Origin of the sequence: Mycobacterium sp. 1245805.9, assembly GCF_001672915.1 — a bacterium.
Classification (GTDB): Bacteria; Actinomycetota; Actinomycetes; order Mycobacteriales; family Mycobacteriaceae; genus Mycobacterium.
On sequence record NZ_LZKR01000064.1, the window covers coordinates 26,327 to 43,095 of the forward strand.

Here is a 16,769-nt window from a genome sequence, read left to right on the forward strand (position 1 = left end):
CACACTAGGCAACGCGTCCCCAATGGCCGCTGTCGGCGACCCGCGCGCATACGGACTTCATTGCTTCCATGTAGCGGGTGACCGATTTCAGCGCGACGGGATTGTCGGGATACATGATCGCCATCGCCGTGCCCTCGCCGTACCGGAACACGTAAATGGTCAATTGATACGAATAGCGACCGTCAGAATAAATTCCCAAATTGTTCGCATAACCCAGGTCGGCCGCGGCAAGGACGGCGTTGAGCGGTGCCGCCCCGCCGTGCAGCAAGTTCGACACCGGAAAATTCGGCTCCGGCCACTTCAACCACGGCGCCAATTCCAACACGCGGTAATACGGCACCTTCGCCAAGTCCAGGCCCGAATCGAACGATGCCTGCGCCGCCCACGCGGCCTCGGCGAACGAGGCCGCGGCTATGGGCACCGTGATCGGAACCAAGCCGGTAAACCAACCCTGCGTCATGAAATTGTCCGTGGTCCTGCGGGTGTCCCTGGGGGTGAGGCCGTAATACGTGAGGGCCCCCGTGAACTCGTGCTCCACCAGGGCAAAGCAGGCGAACAGGCCGCCGATGAAGCGCGCGCCCACCGCCGTGCAGGCCGATTCGAACCGCTCCGTCTGCTCGGGGTCCATCAGGAATTCGGATAGCAACTCGCTGTCGCTGGGCTCCGACGGATCACCCAGCGGGAGCGGAAATTCGGGAAAGCCGCCGTTGTTGTTCTCGGCGAAGTCGATCCAGGCGCGCACCTGCGGCGAATCCAGGGTCAACGTCGACGCGTACTGGCGCTCGCGCGCGCAGAAATCGTTGAAGCTGCCGGCCTCGGGAAGCGCCAGGGGTTCACCGCCCCCACTCAGCGCCGCATACATCCCGTTGGCCTCGAGCATCGTCGTGCCGATCAACGTCGCGTCGCCATGGACATGATCCATGGCGACAAAGAAAGTGAAATGCTCCTCGTTTCGGACGATCCCGAAGGTGAAACAGCCCCACTCCAGCGGATTTGGAATGGCCACCAGATGCGCCCGTATTTCCTCCACCGTCATTGTGCCGTGGTCGATCGGCGTGAATTCGATATCGGCGGGATCGGTGAGGGTGTGCCGGATGAACTGCCCATCCTCGGTGGGTTCGAACCAGCTGCGGAACGTGTCGTGCCGACGCAGGTACGCGTTGACGGCGTGATCCATGGCGGCGATGTCGCACTGGCCGGGTACCTCGCAGGTGGCGATGATCTGCCGGGAGAAGTCCAGCCCGGCGGCCGTGCGCTCGTGGAAGTTGCGCAGGTGTTGGCCTTGCATGTAGCTGACGGGCACCGAACTGACCGGCGCTTGGCGGGCCTTCTCCTGGGACGCGGCGGTCGGATGCCACGAGATGACCGTTCCCGCGGTTGGCGTCCAGTCACCGAGTGAGCCGATCCTGATCTTCCCGATGCGCAATATGTTCTCCCCGAGTTTCACGGCGGCACTTCGGCCCCGCCGGTAGCGAGACCCAAGATAGCCCCTCCGGCAGCCACCGTCCCCGACATGCGCATATCCGCGCGCAACTGCGCATCGGCACGGCGGGCGCCGGTCCCTCGGGGAACGGTCGGCCCGGGCGCGTTCGGCGCCCCAAATGACGGCATCCGCGCGTCGCGGCACGGCGAATCGGCCCGCGCTTGTAATACTGGTCGGCGTAGGCGATTCGGCTGCGGCAACCCGGCCTGGATGTGTAGATTCGCGATGACGGTCGCTGTAAGGCAGTACCCGGGGGGGTTCTGCCAGCTCTGGTCCTGGGTGTGTATGCAGTGAGCGGCCTAGGACGTGGTTCGAAGAAGCCACGGCTGCGGCGCCGCAAGGGCCCGCGGGCATCAATTTTTCCGGTCGAAACGGGGAGGACAACTGCATGACATCCGTCGAGGACCCGATGAAGCGGGCGTTGGCTTCTGGGGGCTTCGCGATCGTCGGCTACGCGGCGCGTTTTCCGGGCGCGGCGGATGCGGACGAATTCTGGCGGGTGTTGTCCGAGGGCCGCGATGCGGTATCGGAGATTCCTCCCGACCGCTGGGATGTCGACGAGTTCTTCGATCCGGACCCCGATGTGCCCGGGAAGGTTGTCACCCGTCGGGCGGGTTTCGTCGATGACGTAACGGGGTTCGACGCACCGTTCTTCGGAATGTCGGCGCGCGAGGTCAGGTTAATGGACCCGCAGCACCGGCTGCTGCTGGAGACGGCGTGGCGGGCGGTGGAGCATTCGGGCACTGCGCCAACGGCTTTGGCGAATTCCAACACCGGCGTGTTCGTCGGTTTGGCCACCCATGACTACCTGGGAATGGCATCGGACGAGCTGACTTATCCCGAGATCGAAGCCTATATGGCGATCGGGACGTCGAACGCCGCAGCGGCGGGCCGGATCAGCTACCGAATGGGGCTGCAGGGCCCGTCGGTCGCCGTCGACACGGCGTGCAGTTCGTCGTTGGTGGCGATCCATCAGGCGTGCCAGGCGCTGCGCTTGGGGGAATGCGACCTCGCGCTGGCCGGCGGAGCCAACGTCATGCTCACCCCGGCGACCATGATCACGTTCTCCCACGCCCACATGCTCGCGCCCGACGGCAGGTGCAAGACCTTCGACGCGGCCGCGGACGGCTACGTGCGCGGCGAGGGTTGCGGTGTCATCGTCGTCAAGCGGCTTGAGGACGCGATCCGAGACGGCGACCGCATCAGGGCCGTGATCCGGGGCAGCGCGATCAACCAGGACGGCGCGTCGGGTGGCTTGACCGTGCCGAACGGCATTGCGCAGCAAAGGGTTATCGCCGAGGCGCTGAAGCGCGCCGGCATCGCACCCGGCGACGTCGGCTACCTGGAGGCGCACGGGACCGGGACGTCGCTGGGCGATCCGATCGAGGCGCAGGCCGCGGGCGCGGTGTTCGGCGAGGGGCGCGACCCCAGCCGGCCGCTGTTAATCGGTTCGGTTAAAACGAATATCGGCCATCTGGAGGCCGCCGCCGGGATCGCCGGCGTGATCAAGGTCATCCTGTCGCTCGAGCACGAGTTGCTGCCGCAGCACCTGCACTTCCGCAACCCGTCGCCGCACATTCCGTGGGAACGGCTTGCGGTGCAGGTCGTGCAGGAGGCAACCACCTGGGAGCGCGACGGCCGGCCACGCATTGCGGGGGTCAGCTCGTTCGGCTTCGCGGGGACCAACGCGCACGTGATCATCGAAGAAGCGCCCGAAGGGGCGGGGCAGGTCGCGGTGGCGCCCGGTCCGGACGAGCAACGGTTCAGCGTGCTGCCGCTTTCGGCGCGCACGCCCGCCGCGCTGGTGCAGATCGCCGATCAGTACCGCAGCTGGTTGAGCGCGCACCCCGAAGCGTCGTTGACCGACGTGTGCTTCACCGCCGGGGTGGGGCGAGCGCACTTCGAGCACCGCGCCGCGTTGGTGATCAACTCGAAGGAATCCGCCGCCGAGCTGCTCGGTGCGCTCGCGGACGACCGCCCGGCACCCGGCCTGCTGCGCGGGCTATCCGACGACACGCCGAAGACCGCGTGGCTGTTCACCGGTCAGGGCAGCCAGTACCCGGGCATGGCCCGAGAGCTGTTCGACACCGAGCCGGTGTTCGCCGAAACGGTGAACCGCTGCGCGGAAGTGGTCGCGGATGTTCTCGAAAAGCCGCTCCTAGACGTGATTTTCGACGTGGACGGCCCCGACAACGAAGAGACGTTGCGGCAGACCTCCTACGCGCAGCCGGCCTTGTTCGCGGTGGAGATGGGCCTGGCCCGGCTGTGGCAGTCATGGGGCTTCGAGCCCGACGTGGTGCTGGGCCACAGCGTGGGTCAATACGCCGCGGCCTGCGTCGCGGGCGTGTTCAGCCTTCAGGACGGCGCGCTGCTGATGGCCGAGCGCGGCCGCCTGTTCGGCAGTTTGCCCGACGGCGGTCGCATGGTCGCGGTTTTCGCCGCCGCCGAGCGGGTCGAGGGCCTCACCGACGAATTCCCGAGCCTGTCGGTCGCCGCCTACAACGGTGCCAACACCGTGCTTTCGGGACCGGCGCAGGATCTGGACCAGGCGGTGGCCCGGCTGGCGGCCGACGGTGTGCGGTGCGACTGGCTGGACACCAGCCACGCCTTCCACTCCTCGCTGCTGGATCCGATCCTCGACGAGTTCGAGGCGTATGCGAACCGGTTCGATTTCAGCCCGCCGCAACGGATTTTGGTGTGCAACCGCACCGGCGCCGCGCTCGGCAGGAGCGTGAAGCTCGACGGCTCCTATTGGCGTCGCCACGCCCGCCAACCGGTGGAGTTCGCCAAGAGCGTGCACACCCTCGCCGAACTGAATTGCAAGGTGTTGCTGGAGATCGGCCCGCAACCGGTGCTCACCGCCGCTGCCCTGCGGGCGTGGCCCGACCCGGGCACCGCGCCGCGGGCGATCGCCTCATTGCGTCGCGGCGCCGCCGACCACCGCCAGATCGGCGAAGCCCTCGCGGGCGCGTACGTCATGGGTCACCTGCCCGACTTCGGCGCCGTCATCGGGCGCGCGCGCAAGGTCGACCTGCCGCCGTATCCGTTTCAGCATCGCGAGTACTGGTATCGCGACAATCGCGAGCGCCCCAACCAGCAGCAGAACACCGCCGCCAGCACCGAAACGGTGCGGCTGCTCGAGGACGGCCGGATCGACGAACTCGCCGCGCTGCTCGACGGCGCGAGCGCGGACCAGCAGACCGTGCAGGTGCTGACAAAGCTTGCCGCACAACACAACCAACAGCGCGACACCCGGTCCATCGCGGACGACCGCTACGAGGTCCGCTGGGAGACATCCACCGCCGAGCCCGCCAGGGCCCCGGACTCCGAGACGGAGCGATCGGCATGGCTGCTCATCGGCAATGATGCCGAAGCGGTTCGCCCGTTGGTGGACGTGCTGACCGCACGCGGGCATCAGCACCGGATCGTCGGGCTGCCGGTGTCCGACGCCGACGAGGAACATCTCGAGGCCGCGTTGCGCGCCGCGGAGGCCGACGAATCGACGCTGCGGATCCTGCACGTCGCGGCCCTCGATTCAGATACCGCACCGTCGGCGCGGTCGCTGTTGCGGATGCAACACCGAATCCTGGGCGGTACCCGGCGGCTGTTTCGCGCCGCGGTGTCCGCCGAACTGCGGGCGCCCATCTGGGTGGTAACCCGTGGCGCGCAACGGGTCACCGACGCGGACACCGTGTCACCGGATCAAAGCTGCCTCTGGGGATTCGGACGCGCCGCCGCGCTGGAGCATCCGCAGGTGTGGGGCGGACTGGCCGATCTGCCGCCGGGCAGGGAAACCGACGCCGACGAATGGTCGCGGCTGATCGACGGGCTGACCGCCGCACCGCGCGACCCGGCCGTCCGGGAAGACCAACTGGCGCTGCGCGATCGAGCCGTTCACGTGCCCCGGCTGGTTCGACGTGCCGGCCGGCCGCCCGCCGCACCCCTGCCGCTGCGCGACGGCGCAACCTATCTGGTGACCGGAGGGTTGGGTTCGATCGGACTGGAGATCGCCGGCTATCTGGCGGCGCACGGCGCCCGGCACCTGGTGCTGACCGGCCGGCGCGCGCCCGGCGACGCCGCCCAACAGCGCATCGATGCCATCCAAGAACAGCACGGTTGCGAAGTCCGGGTCATTGCCGCCGATGTCGCCGATGCGCACGATGTCGCGCGCCTGTTGGCCACCGTGCAGGCCGAACTACCGCCGGTGGCCGGCATCGTCCACGCGGCGGGCGAGATCGGCACCACCCCGCTGCGCGCCCTGGACGACGACGAGGTCGATCGGGTGTTTGCCGGGAAGGTTTGGGGCGCTTGGAATTTGAGCGAGGCCGCCCTGGACACCTTCGGTCTGCGGCTGGACTTCTTCGTGAGCACCTCCTCGATCGCCTCGGTATGGGGCGGGTTCGGTCAGACCGCCTACGGCGCGGCCAACGCCTTCCTGGACGGGCAGGCCTGGCGGCTGCGCGAGCACGGGGTCCCCGCGGTCAGCGTCAATTTCGGTCCCTGGTCGGCGGGCATGGCCGACGCGGAGGCCCGGGCCCGGCTGGATCGGCGCGGGGTCCGGACGTTGGCGCCCTCCGACGCGCTGGCGGGGATGGCCGAGCTCATGGCGGCTTCGTCCGCGCAGGGGGTGGCCAACGGGGTGGTGGCCCGGATCGACTGGGCCCGCTTCCTGCCGCTCTACCAGCAGGCGGGACGGCGGTCGTTGCTCGCGGAGCTGGAACGCGAGTTGCCGGATTCTGTTGCCGCGCAGCCGTTGTCCCGGCCGTCCGGGCCGACCCGACTGGTCGAGCAGCTCACCAACGCGCCGGTGCAGCGGCGCAAGAAACTTCTCGTCGATTACCTGCGCGAGGCGGTCGCGGAGGTGACGCGAGTCGACGCGGCGGAGATCCGCGAGGACGCCGGATTCTTCGATCTCGGCATGGATTCGCTGATGGCCATCGAATTGCGGCAGCGCATCGAGCACGGAGTGGGCAAGGAGATACCGGCGACGCTGGCGATGGACCACCCACGTCTGGTGGACGTGGCGGACTATCTGCTCGCCGACGTACTGGGGATCGGCGAGCAGGCGGAGACCAAGCCCCGGCCGGCGGCGGCGACGACGCGCACGGACGAGCCGATCGCGATCGTCGCGGTGGCGTGCCGTTTTCCCGGCGCGCCGAATCCGGAGGCGTTCTGGGACGTATTGTCCGGCGGTGTCGACGCGATCCGGGAAATTCCGGAGGACCGTTTCGACATCGACGAGTTCTACGACCCGGACCCGGAGACCCCGGGCAAGATCTACAGCCGTTTCGGCGGATTCATCGACGAGATCGACGGATTCGACCCGGAATTCTTCGGCATTTCCCCGCGCGAGGCCGTGTGGATCGATCCCCAGCAGCGGCTGATGCTGGAAACGGTGTGGGAGGGCCTCGAAAGGGCGGGGTACGCGCCGTCCGCGTTGCGCGGCAGCCGAAGCGGGATCTTCGTCGGGGTGGGCGCCAACGAGTATTCGCACCTGTTGTCGTCCGGCTCGGTCGAGAAGCTCGAGCCCCACTTCATCACCGGCAATGCGCTGAACGCCATTTCGGGCCGGGTCGCGTTCGCGCTCGGACTGGAGGGACCGGCGGTCGCGGTCGATACCGCGTGCAGCTCGTCGCTGGTGGCCGTGCATCAGGCCTGCCAGGCATTGCACTCCGGTGACTGCGATTTGGCGTTGGCTGGTGGGGTGAACGTGTTGCTGAGCCCGGTGACCATCATCGCCGCGTCACGCGCCAGGATGCTTTCCCCCGTCGGGCGATGCAAGACCTTCGACGCCTCCGCCGACGGCTATGTGCGCAGTGAAGGCTGCGGGATCCTGGTGCTCAAGAGGCTGAGCGACGCGGTGCGCGACGGTGACCGGGTGTGCGCGGTCATCCCCAGCAGCGCGGTCAATCAGGACGGCGCATCGAGCGGTTTGACCGTGCCCAATGGTGGTGCGCAGCAACGGCTTATCAGCTCGGCGCTGGCTCGCGCCGGTCTGAACGGCGGGGACGTCGACTACCTGGAGGCGCACGGGACGGGTACGGCGCTCGGTGATCCGATCGAGGTGCAGGCGGCCGGCGCCGTCTTCGGCGCCGCCCGCGACGCGGACCGGCCCTTGCTGATCGGGTCGGTGAAGACCAACATCGGCCACCTCGAGTCGGCGTCGGGAGTCGCCGGTCTGATCAAGGTCGTGCTGTCGCTGCAGCACGAGATGCTGCCGCAGAGCCTGCATTTCGAGACGCCGTCGCCGCACATCCCGTGGGATTCGCTGCCGGTGCGGGTCGTGGACAGGGCGATTCCGTGGCAGGCCAACGGAAAACCGCGTCGCGCCGGCGTCAGCTCCTTCGGGTTCACCGGCACCAACGCGCACGTGCTGATCGAGGAGGCACCACCGCTGGCGGCGACCGCCGACGAATACTCCACCAGCGACATCTTTCACGACGACACCGCTGCATCGGAGCCGGACGCTCGAGAGGAACCGGTCGAGGTGCTGCCGCTGTCCGCGCGGTCACCGGAGGCGCTGGTGGCGCTGGTGCAGCGATACGGGGACTGGCTGAACGCCCACCCGAAGGTCGACATCGCCGACGTGTGCTTCACGGCCGGGTCCGGCCGTTCGCATTTCGAGCATCGGGCCGCGCTGGTGGTGGATTCGGTTCAGGGTGCCCGCGAGGTGCTGGCCGAATTGGCCGAGAACCGGATGCGGCCGGGCGTGGTGCGCGGCGAGTGCGCGGACCCGCCGACGACGGCGTGGTTGTTCACCGGGCAGGGCAGCCAGTACCCGGGGATGGCGCGCGAGTTGTTCGACGCGGAGCCGGTTTTCGCGGACACGGTGACCCGCTGCGCGGAGGCGGTTGACGGGATGCTGCCGCGCCCGTTGCTGGAGGTGCTGTTCGCGACGGACAGGGAAACCGGCGGTGAGGCCGGGAAGATGCTGCGGCACACCTCTTTTGCGCAGCCCGCGCTTTTCGCGGTCGAGATGGGCCTGGCCCGGCTGTGGCAGTCCTGGGGCATCGAGCCCGACGTGGTGCTGGGGCACAGCGTGGGCCAGTACGCGGCGGCGTGTGTGGCCGGGGTTTTCAGCCTCGAGGACGGGGCCCGGCTGATGGCCGAGCGCGGCCGGCTGTTCGGCAGCCTGCCCGAGGGCGGACGAATGGTGGCGGTGTTCGCCGACGCCAAGTACGTCGAGGAGATCGCCAACGATTTCCCGCTGGTGTCGGTCGCCGCCTACAACGGCCCCAACACGGTGCTCTCGGGACCCGGCGACGACCTGGAACAGATCTTCGCCAGGTGCGGCGGCGACGGGATCCGGTGCAGCTGGCTGGAAACCAGCCATGCGTTCCATTCGGAGCTGCTGGAGCCGGTTCTCGGTGAATTCGAGTCGTACGCGGCGCAGTTGCAATTCGCCGTGCCGACGTTGCCGCTGGTCTGCAACCGCACCGGCGCCGTGCTCACGGGTGAAACCCCGCTGGACGCGCAATACTGGCGGCGGCATTCCCGCCAGCCGGTGCAGTTCGCCGAAAGCGTGCGCACCGTAGCGGCGCTGGGCTGCTCGGTGTTGATGGAGATCGGCCCGCAACCGGTTCTGACCGGGGCCGCGGTGCAGGTCTGGCCGGAACACCTTGCCCCGCCGCGCGCGATCGTCTCGATGCGCAAGGGCATCGGCGACCGGCGCCAGATCGCCGAGGCGGTGGCCGCCGCCTACGTCAGCGGCCACCGGCCCAAGTTCGCCGCGCTGCATCGTCAACCCCGCCGCAGACTCGAACTGCCCACCTATCCGTTCCAGCGCCGCCACTTCTGGCCCAAGACTTCCGGGATCGCCGGCATCGACGGACCGGGCGCCGGCGTTTCCGGAATCCTCGGCAGTGCAAGGGATCTCGCCTCCGGCGACTCCGTCTACACGAGTCGGCTCTCCGTCAAGTCGCAGCCGTGGCTGTCCGATCACGTCATCTACGGCACAGTCGTCGTTCCGGGCGCGACGTATGTGGCCATGGCGCTGGCCGCCGTCGGGCCGCCGGCGCGGGTGCAAGACGTCTTTTTCTACGAGCCGATCATCCTGCCCGAGAGGGCATCTCGCGAGGTGCAGCTGACGCTGCATCCGCTGGATGAGGCAGGCGGCTGGAGCTTCCGCGTGCACAGCCGCCCCTACGGCGTCAGCGATGCCGAATGGTCGCTCAACGCCGACGGAACCCTCCGCACCGGCGCCGCGGAAGTCGAGCCCGCGGATTCCCCGGATTCCGCGGATTCCGCGGATTCCATTGCGGCGGCGATCGAGCAGATGAACCGCATGCGTCCGCAGCAGCTGTTCGAGACCTTCGCCGACATGGAATTGGCCTGGGGCCCCAACTGGTCCGGTTCGCTGAAGTCGCTGTGGCTCGGCGAGGGCGAGGCGATCGGCGATATCACCGTCGGCGAGGAACTGGCCGAACATCTCGGAACCGAGCCGATGCACCCGGTGCTGATGGACCTCTGCACCGGCGTCGCGTTCCCGGCGTTCCCCGCGCTGCTGGCGGCCGAACAGGGCGTCTCCGACCTGTTCTTGCCGTTGCGCTACGGGCAGGTCGAGCTGCGCGAGAAGATGCCGCGGCGGTTCTACTGCCGCGCGAAGTGGCACACCAGCGGCCTCGACAGCGAAACCCAGGTCTTCGATCTCGACTTCGTAGATCGCGATGGCCGCCGCCTCGGCGGGATTCGCGAGTTCACCGTCAAACGCGCGCCCCGGGAGGCGTTGTTGCGCGGGCTCGGCGGCGACGCCACCCGGCTGCTGTACGCCCTTGGCTGGCACGAGGTGCCGCCCCCGCCGTCGAGCGGTGATACCGAGGGCGCCGGAAACCCGAACGGCACCTGGCTGGTTGCCGGCTTCGGTCAACTCGCCGCCGAGCTGCCGGGCTGCATCGCCTCTGACCCGGCCACCGATCCGGAGCCCGTGGGGCAGCTGCTGGCCCAGGCCAAGGAGCGCGGCATGCCGTTCTCCGGGATCATCTGGCGCAGCGCCGGACCCAGCGCGGACGAGTCGGACGCGCAATCCGCCGCGCGCCTGGAGGCCGGGATCGCCCAGCTGCTCAGCGTCGTGCACGCGGTGCAGGCGGACGCGCAGCTCAAACTTCCCAACGGGCTGTGGATCATCACCGAACGCGCCGTCGCGACCGAATCCGGCGAGCCCGTCGACCCGGTGCAGGCGGCGCTGTGGGGGCTCGGGCGCACCATCGTCAACGAGGAACCGGCCCTGCGCTGCAGGCTGGTCGATTGCGACGGGTCGGAGCAGGCCGTGCGCGCGCTGGCCGGTCTGCTCGGCACACCGATCGAGGAGCCCGAACTCGCTGTGCGGCAAGGCAAGTTCCTGGCGTCCCGGTTGCTGCAGTGGTCGCGCAGCGGTCATCTCGCGTTGCCGCGGGCCAACGATTACGTCCTGGCACCCACCGAACGCGGCGCGATCGACAACCTGCGTCTGACCGAGGCGGAAGTGCCGCCGCCGGGCGACGGCTACGTCCAGGTCCGCGTGGAGGCCGCGGGTTTGAACTTCCGGGACGTGCTCAATGTGCTGGGCCTCTACCCGGGCGATCCGGGCCCGATCGGCGGCGACTTCGCCGGCGTCGTCACCCAATTGGGCGCCGGCGTCACCGGACTCGAGGTTGGTCAGCGCGTGTTTGGCTTCATGCAGGGCGCGTTCGCCACCCGGTTCAACGTGCCGGCGCAGCTATTGGCGCCGATTCCGGACGGGCTGAGCGCGGTGGACGCGGCGACGATCCCCGCCGCGGCGCTCACGGCCCGGCTCGCGTTCGACTGGGCGCAGCTTCAGCCCGGTGACCGCGTCCTCATCCACGCCGCCAGCGGCGGCGTCGGACTGGCCGCCATCCAGATGGCGCAGCAGCACGGCGCGATCGTGTTCGCCACCGCCAGCACCTACAAACGCGCGACGCTGCGCAAGCTGGGCGTGGAACACGTCTACGACTCGCGCAGTACGGATTTCGCCGACCAGATCCTGGCCGACACCGACGGCGCCGGCGTCGACGTGGTGCTCAACAGCCTGACCAACGAGGGGTTCATCGAAGCGACCGTGCGGGCGACCGCCCAGGGCGGCCGGTTCGCCGAGATCGCCAAGCGAGACATCTGGACCCCGGAGCAGATGGCGGCGGCCCGTCCGGACATCGCCTACGAGATCGTCGCGCTGGACACGGTCACGTTCCAAGAGCCCGAGCGCATCCGTGGCCTGCTGGCCGAGGTGTCGGAGGGGCTGGCCGGTGGCGAGTGGACGCCACTGCCCGCCGAGATCTACCCGCTGACCGAGGCGAAGACGGCGTTCCGGCGCATGCAGCAGGCGCGGCACATCGGCAAGATCGTGCTGCAGATGCCGAAACCGCTGCAGCCGCGCGGTGATCGGAGCTACCTGATCACCGGCGGCCTCGGCGCGATCGGCCTGCACACCGCGGCGTATCTGGCCCAACTCGGTGCCGGTGACATCGTGCTGACCAGCCGGCGCGCACCCGACGCGGACGCGCAACGGGCGATCGAGGACATCGTCGAGCGCTACCGGTGCCGCATCCACACGTTCGCGGCCGACGTCGGGGATGAGGCGCAGGTCGAAAAGCTGTTGGAGCGCATCCGCGCGGAGCTGCCGCCGCTCGCTGGGGTGGCACACCTGGCGGGCGTGCTCGACGACGCGCTGCTGTCGCAGCAGAGCCTGGAGCGTTTCCGCACGACGTTGGCGCCCAAGGCGTTCGGCGCCTGCTACTTGGACAGGTTGACGAGGGAAGACGATCTGGACTTCTTCATCGTGTCCTCCTCGGTGGCCAGCCTGCTCGGCTCACCCGGCCAGGCCAACTACTCGACCGCCAACGCGCTGCTCGACGGGCTGGTGGCCGAGCGAAAGGCGCACGGCTTGCCGGCGACCGGCGTCAACCTCGGTCCCTGGGGCAAGGGCGGCATGGCGTCTTCGGAGGCCGCGCGCGCCAATCTCGGTGCGCAGGGCCTGATTCCGCTGGAGCCCAGCGCTGCCCTCAACGCGCTGGCCGAGGCCGTCGCCAGCGGGACCGCGCAGGCAACCGTGATCAAGGCCAACTGGCAGCGCGCCGCCAAGCTGCTGGGCGCATCCCGCCCGCCGATTCTCGACCTGGTGTTGCCGAGCGCCGTCACGGAGCCGACCGGCGACAGCGAGTTGCTCCGGCAGCTGCAGGAGATACCGGTGGCGCAGCGGGCCGGCTTCATCACCGAATTCCTGCAGCGCGAGGTGCAGGGCTTCCTGAGGCTCGCGCAACCGCCCGCCGCAACCAGCCGGTTCCTGGACCTGGGTACGGATTCGCTGATGGCAGTCGAACTGCGCAACCGGCTCTACAGCCAGTTCGGTGGGGCGTTCACGATCAACGCCACCGCGGTGTTCGACTATCCGACGATCGGCGGGCTCGCCGAGTACCTCGCGGGTCAGCTGCCGGATTCGGAGCCGGCGCCGGCCGCGCAGGAGGCGGACACGGCGCCGGCCGCTGAGGAGGCGGAGCCGAGCCCGGAATCCGAGGCGGCGCCTGAGCCGAGTTGATACCCCGGCGCGTCAGTCGGCGATGTCGAACCCGGTGATGACCTTGGTCGGGCGCACCCGCACCACCAGTTCGCCGGGAACGGCGTTGCGGCGGCCGAATTCGTCGGCCCGGTCGGCGCCCATGTAGCGCGCGCCGGTGCGCGTCGCGACATCGAGTACGTCCGGCTGATCGTCGCTCACCGAGGCGACGCCCTGCACCTGCACGAACGAATACGGCGGATGCGGGTCGTCGACGCAGATCGTCACGCGTGAATCACGCACCAGCGCACGGCCTTTCGAAGTGTCGCGGCCAGTGGTGAACACCAATTGGCCGTCATCGACGACGAACCACACCGGCGCGACCAGCGGCCGCCCGTCGGCGGCGACGTACCCGAACATCCCGGTGCGGGTGCCGGCCGACATGAACTCGATCACTTCGTCGGACAGTTCGGCCATGCGCTAGAGCCGGGCGAGGTCGTAGTCGCCGAGATGGTCGATCAGGTTGTGCAGGTGGTCGCTCGAGGTGCCCAGCGTGTGCTCGATCGCCGTGAGCCGGGCCGCGTAGTGGCTGACGGGATATTCCGCGGTGACGCCGATTCCCCCGTGCATCTGGATCGACTCCTGTGCGATGTGCCGTCCCGACCGGCCGATCTGTACCTTGGCGCGCGAAGCGATCACCGGGTCGAGATTGCCGTCGGCGATCGACATAGCGGCGTAGAAGCTCATGCTGCGCGCCACCTCCAGTGACACGTACATGTCGGCGGCCCGCTGGGTGAGAGCCTGGAACTTGTTGAGCGTGACGCCGAACTGCTTGCGGGTCTTGAGGTAATCGGTGGTCAGGCGAAGCGCTTCCTCCATGGCCCCGACAGCTTCGGAGCACAACGCCGACTGGATACGGATGACGGCGTTGCGGATGGCGAGCGAGGCGTCGCCCCCTTCGCCAAGCGGTTCGGCGGCGGCGCCGTCGAGATCGACCTGGTCGCCGCGCTGTCCGTCGAAGGTCCGGTACGGATGCCGGGTGACCGAATCCGCGTCGACCAGGAACAGGCCGGTGCCGCCGTCGGGCAGTGCGGCGCTGACCACCAACGCGTCGGCGCAGTCGCCGGCGAGCACCGGGTTCTTGCGTCCGTTCAACGTCCATGAATCACCTTGCCGCGCAGCGGCAGTGGTGACCGTGGCCGACGGCGCGCGGTGACCCGGTTCCAGGTGGGCGAAGGCCAGCAGGCGTTGGCCGGCCGCGACCTCGTCGAGCTGTTGCTTCTGGGCGTCGCTGCCCAGCTCGGCGATCAGCGCACCCGGTGCGAGGGCGGCGTGCAGGATGGGCTCTGGCGCTAACCGGCGCCCGACCTCGGTGAGCACCACCATGATCTCGATCTGGCCGGCCTCCTCTGGCTCGAACCCGAGCCCGAGGATCCCGGTGTCGGCGAGTTGACTCCACACGTCGCGGCTCCAGCCGAGGTCGGACCCGATGACCTTGTTGCGGCTCTCCGGGTCGTAGGTGCGCGAGAGCAGGTCGCGCGTGGTGTCGCGCAACAGGGCCTGTTCGTCGGTCAATTGAAAGTCCATGGCTGCCTCACAATCCGAGAATGGTGGACGCGATGATGTTGCGCTGCACCTCGCTGCTGCCGCCGTAGATCGTCGTCTTGCGGTAGTTGAGGTAATGCGGTGCGCTGTGTTGCGCCCAGGAGGGCGATGAAATGTCTTCGCCGTCGGCGGGCACCACCTCGGGCGCGGCGACCTCGACCAGCAGCTCGGTCGCGATCTGCTGCAGCTGGCTGCCGCGCAACTTGAGCACCGACGACGCCGGGTTGGGCTGGCCGTCCGCGGAGTCCGAAACCACCCGCGATTGCGTGAGTTCCAGTGCCAGGACCTCGTTTTCGGCCTCGGCGAGTCGCGCTGCGAACAGGGGATCGTTGAGCACCCCGGTCTCTGCGGCGCGTTTTTTCACCTCGGCGAGGCGCACTTTGGTGCGCCCCACACCGGCGATGCCGGTACGTTCGTTGCCGAGCAGGAACTTCGCGTACGTCCAGCCCTGATTCTCTTGTCCGACAAGCTGATCGGCGGGCACCCGGACGTCGGAGAAGAACAATTCGTTGATCTCCTGGCCGCCGTCGATCGTTTTGATCGGGCGCAGGGTGATGCCCGGCGTCTTCATGTCGAAGAGCAGGAACGAGATGCCGGCCTGCCGCTTCGGTGCCTGCGGGTCGGTGCGCACCAGGCAGAAGATCCAGTCCGCGTACTGGCCGAGCGTCGTCCAGGTCTTCTGGCCGTTGACGATGTAGTGGTCGCCGTCGCGGACCGCGGTGGTGCGCAGCGACGCCAGGTCGGAGCCGGCCTCGGGCTCGGAGAAGCCCTGGCACCACCAGATGTCGAGGCTGGCCGTCGGCGGCAGGAAGCGTTGTTTGATCTCCTCGGAACCGAATTCGGCGATCACCGGGCCGACCATCTTGGTGTTGAAGTTCAGCGGCTCGGGCACGCACGCCAGTTGCATCTCGTCGGCCCAGATCTGGTGCTGGGTGGGCGTCCAGTCTTTGCCGCCCCATTCGACGGGCCAACTCGGGACCGCCAGGCCATGCTCGTGCAGGATCTTGTGGCTGGTGACGATGTCGTCGCGGCGCACCGACGCCGCGCCCTGGCGCACCCGGTCCCGCAGCTCTTGCGGTATCTGGGTCGTGTAGAAGGTGCGAAGCTCGTCGCGGAACGCGGCTTCCTCCGGCGTGAGCGCCAGTTGCATGGCAGCCTCCTTTGGTTGAGGTGAACGTCGCGACCCTTCCCATCTTTACCCATCCCGTTCGGTGCTTGTGCACAGCCTCGGATTGGTCCACACCCCGGCGTCGCGGCGCCGCCGCGCGGGGCCGTCGCGTCGTTCGGCGCACCTACGGTCGGCGCATGCGAACAGAACTGCCCGCCGAGCGGCTACAGCGACGCCTCGGCGCCGACCCCGAGACCGACCCGGCCGACGAGTCGGACTCGGCGGAACACTCCCCTGACTCGCGCGAATCAGAAGACCCGAATTCGCTGCTGCCGCGCTGGCTTCCCGACGCCGCCGATCATCGGGGCTGGGTGGCGAAGATGCGCGCCGACCCGGGCCGCGCCGGTGCCATCGCCCTGGCGGTGGTGGCCGCCCTCGCGGTGCTGGTGACGGTGTTCACCCTGGTGCGCGACCGGCCGGCGCCGGTGATGTCGGCCAAGCTGCCGCCGGTGGAGAAGGCCGCGACCGCGAGCCCCAGGTCGTCGGCGAGCCCGAGCGCCGGGCAGCCCGCCGCTTCCGACCGGCCGGTGGTGGTCAGCGTCGTCGGGCTGGTGCACACCCCCGGCCTGGTCACGCTGGCGCCCGGCGCGCGCATCGCCGACGCCCTGCAGGCCGCCGGGGGAGCGGTTAACGGCGCCGACACCATCGGGTTGAACATGGCCCGCCCGGTCGGCGACGGCGAGCAGATCGTGGTCGGGCTCGCTCCCGTCGCGGGGCAGCGGGCGGCGCTCGGCAGCTCGGTGTCCGCGGGGACGTCGGCGGCCTCCGGGGCGCCGGGACCGGTCTCGGGGACGGTGAAGCCGAAAGCCGGTGAGGCGCTCGACCTCAACACGGCGACCCAGGAGCAGCTGGACGCGCTGCCCGGGGTGGGGCCGGTGACCGCCGCAGCCGTCGTCGCGTGGCGGCAGGCGAACGGGAAATTCACCAGCGTCGACCAGCTCGCCGACGTCGACGGCATCGGCCCGGCGCGGCTGGAGAAACTGCGCCCGCTGGTCCGTGTCTGACCGCGGTGCGCGACCCGGCGTCCG

The 16,769-nt window shown here is 68.9% G+C and carries 6 protein-coding genes; 2 read left to right on the forward strand and 4 right to left on the reverse strand.

Annotated features, from left to right (window positions below; all coding sequences use genetic code 11):
• Positions 1-4: 4 nt before the first annotated feature.
• The gene (locus A9X00_RS09700) at positions 5-1,426 is read right to left on the reverse strand and encodes a condensation domain-containing protein (protein WP_067152442.1); all 1,422 of its coding nucleotides are present in this window, start codon (positions 1,424-1,426) and stop codon (positions 5-7) included.
• Positions 1,427-1,871: 445 nt separating this feature from the next.
• Here A9X00_RS09700 and A9X00_RS09705 point away from each other — a divergent pair, with 445 nt between their 5' ends.
• Positions 1,872-13,010 (forward strand): type I polyketide synthase, encoded by an 11,139-nt coding sequence (locus A9X00_RS09705; protein ID WP_067152343.1) that lies wholly within the window; start codon positions 1,872-1,874, stop codon positions 13,008-13,010.
• Between the two features lie 12 nt (positions 13,011-13,022).
• Here the strand turns inward: A9X00_RS09705 and A9X00_RS09710 are convergent, their stop codons facing one another.
• Genes A9X00_RS09710 through A9X00_RS09720 form a run of 3 tightly spaced genes read right to left on the reverse strand, consistent with a single transcriptional unit; the run spans position 13,023 to position 15,723 of the window.
• The gene (locus tag A9X00_RS09710; protein WP_067152345.1) at positions 13,023-13,445 is read right to left on the reverse strand and encodes a PPOX class F420-dependent oxidoreductase; all 423 of its coding nucleotides are present in this window, start codon (positions 13,443-13,445) and stop codon (positions 13,023-13,025) included.
• Positions 13,446-13,448: 3 nt separating this feature from the next.
• The gene (locus A9X00_RS09715) at positions 13,449-14,555 is read right to left on the reverse strand and encodes an acyl-CoA dehydrogenase family protein (RefSeq protein WP_067152347.1); all 1,107 of its coding nucleotides are present in this window, start codon (positions 14,553-14,555) and stop codon (positions 13,449-13,451) included.
• 7 nt (positions 14,556-14,562) lie between these two features.
• Positions 14,563-15,723, reverse strand: a complete 1,161-nt coding sequence (locus tag A9X00_RS09720; protein ID WP_067152349.1) for an acyl-CoA dehydrogenase family protein — start codon at positions 15,721-15,723, stop codon at positions 14,563-14,565.
• Between the two features lie 155 nt (positions 15,724-15,878).
• Between A9X00_RS09720 and A9X00_RS09725 the strand changes: the two genes are divergently transcribed.
• Positions 15,879-16,745 carry a ComEA family DNA-binding protein gene (locus tag A9X00_RS09725; protein ID WP_067152351.1) on the forward strand — a complete coding sequence of 289 codons (867 nt, stop codon included), beginning with the start codon at positions 15,879-15,881 and terminating at the stop codon, positions 16,743-16,745.
• The last annotated feature ends 24 nt before the right edge of the window (positions 16,746-16,769 follow it).